The following is a 3,031-nucleotide window of genomic DNA, read 5'->3' as shown; positions in this document are numbered from 1 at the left end:
CCTACTTCTATCACTACTTTAACTGAGTTAATTCAGAATTCCCAAAACACCAAAATTCGTCAAGAAGCAGCAAAATATTTAAGCATAATAGATCCAAATAATTCTATTGCATTGACTGCTTCAATTGATTTTATATTCAATTATCAGCCGGATGAATTGAATAAATTTAACTATCAAGATACCGTTAGGAGTTTGAAACCTGGTTATATTTTTAGCCCCACGACAAAATTTGGGATGCAGAGAGTTATTACTATTTTAAAAGAATATTTGTCAAAGGAGATTTATAATAATTGGGGGTACTCTGCTTGCTGTGAAATTCTTTGGGAATATGCCGAAAATATGCCCTATTTAGACTTTTATGAAGCGTGGTACAATCAACCTACTACCCATCCAGAAGCACCCGATAACATCCCAGTTGGCAACACTCTTTTAACTCAATCCCTCGAAAACCAAATTAATGATATCCTCACCCAACTCCAACCCACTACCCAAACTTACCCCCTACCTATCAACATTCAATCCCTAACAGACGAAACAGATATAAACGCTATTTGCCAAGAAATCTGCACCCTAATTTACTCCCTCGCACTCCCCGATGCAGATATCCCCAGCGCCAACAACTTCGCCCAACTCAAACGCCACATCCTCACAGCAAAACGCCAACTGCAAAAACGCCACCTAGCCCTAATTCTGCATGAATGTACCCCTCATGCAACACTCATCAACTGCTGCCGCCAAATCGCCGATGCTAACATAGGTTTGCACATCCTCTGGATAACCGACACACCCCTCAATGCACCTTTGCGCGGTTTTCCCCCACAGCAACCTAACCTCCTGGGTGTTATCCAAACTTGGATAAATGAACTGAATTAACGGGATGCCAGTATCGTAAAAATTTTTGTTATCTAATGCAAGGTAAGAGAGCAAACAATGGGTAAATTAGTTATTTTGACTCTAGAACAAGAAGACTTTCAGCAAGGTTTTCCTGTCAAGTTACAAATTGGATTAGAGGGCGAACGCCTGTCTACGCCTATCAATGGATATCTTCCGCCAAACCCAAAAATTCCCAATTATTATAGAAGTTGGCAGTCAGCATATCATACTCATATAGTAGGCACGCCCAGATTAGACAAACCAAAAGCACAAAAGTCTCAATTCTCTACTGGTGAAATTAACGCACAAGCAGAAAATTTAACTATAACCATGAATCAATGGCTGAACTCGCAGGAATTCAGTCTGATTCGAGAGGAATTGGTGCTCAGTCTGAAACCCGATGACGAAGTACGGTTTATTATTCAAGCACCAACCCTTCAACTACAGCAACTTCCCTGGCATCTTTGGGATTTATTCAAAGACTACCCCTTGGCAGAAATTGCTCTAAGCGCACCAAACTACGGTCAAGTATCCCCAGCTAAAAAATCGCGAAATAAAGTCAGAATTTTAGCCATTTTAGGTAACAGCAAGGGGATTAACACCGAAAAAGACCGAGAATTATTAGAGCAATTACCCGGTGTCGAAACCGTGGTTTTACCTCAACCAAGTCGGAAACAAATCAATCACCATCTTTTAAAATATTCCTGGGATATTTTATTCTTCGCCGGTCACAGTCAAACTGAAGGTAAAAGCGGCCGGATATATATCAACAAAACTGATAGCTTAACAATAAACGAGCTAAGAGAACCCCTTGAAAAAGCAATTAACAAAGGTCTCAAATTAGCTATTTTTAACTCCTGTGATGGATTGGGTTTAGCACAAGAACTCGCACATTTGCAAATTCCTCAAATTATCGTTATGCGAGAGCCAGTTCCCGACAAGGTAGCTCAAGCATTTTTAAAGTATTTTCTGAATGCTTTTGCCAGCGGTAAATCGCTTTATCTATCAGTCAATGAAGCACGGCAAAAGTTGCAATATTTAGATGCACATCCGCCTAGTATTTCTTGGTTGCCGGTCATTTGCCAAAATCCGAGTCAGTTAATGCCAACTTGGGAAAAGTTGCGTGGGGCTTCAAGTACAAAAACTCGATCGACAATCTGGACTAGAAACCGCGATTCTCAAGAGTCAGAGAATCGAAATCGCTTACTAGCAAAGGTAAAGAATGAAGTAGAGAGTCGCTGGGTACAGTCACTGCACAATCACGTAGTTATTCAACAACCAAAAGAACTTCAGCCCAAACAAGTAGAAACACCTTGGGGTGTAGAGGTCAGACTCAATCATTTGCCAAATCAACTCTTAAGTCCAGAAACAAAATTACTCGATGTTTTTCAGCAGAGTAATATCGATAGCAAATTATTAATTATAGGCGATCCAGGAAACGGTAAAACAATCACTTTGTTAGAACTAGCAAAGCAGCTAATTACCCAGGCGGAAGACGACATAAATAGGGCAATTCCTGTTTTGTTAAACCTTTCATCCTGGAAAGATGAAAAGCAACCTCTACTCCAGTGGCTGAGTGCTGAACTTGTCTCTAAATATGATGTCAGCCTAAATATTGCTCAAGAATTATTAGAAAATCACCGCATCTTGCCACTTCTTGACGGTTTAGATGAACTAGAAACACTCCGACAAGAAAGCTGTGTAGACACGATTAATCAATTTCTAGAAAGTGCATATCGCCCTCCTGGTTTAGTTGTAGGCAGTCGAAAGAAAGGATACGAATTTATTAACACCAAGCTCAAACTGAACGCGGCAATCTATTTGCAACCAGTAGCAAATACAGAAGTTGAAAAATATTTCGCCGATGTCAACTGCCTCATAATATGGCAAAAAATTAAAAACTATGACGCTTTCTTGAAATTGTTAGAGTCTCCACTGATGCTAAATCTTATGGCTTTAGTCGGCCAGGAAATGTTACTTGAAGATGAAGTAACGTTCAAATCAACTCAGGAACTAGAAAAAAGTCTGTTGGATGTCTATATTCAGCAAATGCTAAAACAGAAAATTAAAAATGTATCCTATTCGCAACAAACAGCACCATCCGCTAAAAAAACTCAGAAGTGGCTGGCATTTCTAGCTAATAAATATCAGGACAATT

At 39.7% G+C, this 3,031-nt stretch carries 1 protein-coding gene and 1 pseudogene; both read left to right on the top strand.

Annotation, left to right across the window (positions count from 1 at the left end; all coding sequences use genetic code 11):
- Nucleotides 1–873, top strand: a pseudogene (locus tag IQ270_RS29420) (hypothetical protein); the annotation flags it as partial.
- Between the two features lie 57 nt (nt 874–930).
- On the top strand, nt 931–3,031 hold a 2,101-nt coding region (locus IQ270_RS29415; protein ID WP_193976644.1), incomplete at its 3' end, for a CHAT domain-containing protein.

The sequence above is a fragment of the Microcoleus sp. LEGE 07076 genome (genome assembly GCF_015207455.1).
Classification (GTDB): domain Bacteria; phylum Cyanobacteriota; class Cyanobacteriia; order Cyanobacteriales; family Microcoleaceae; genus Microcoleus.
Note: the sequence above shows the minus strand (reverse complement) of the source record. Positions and strands in the feature narration are given on the sequence as shown.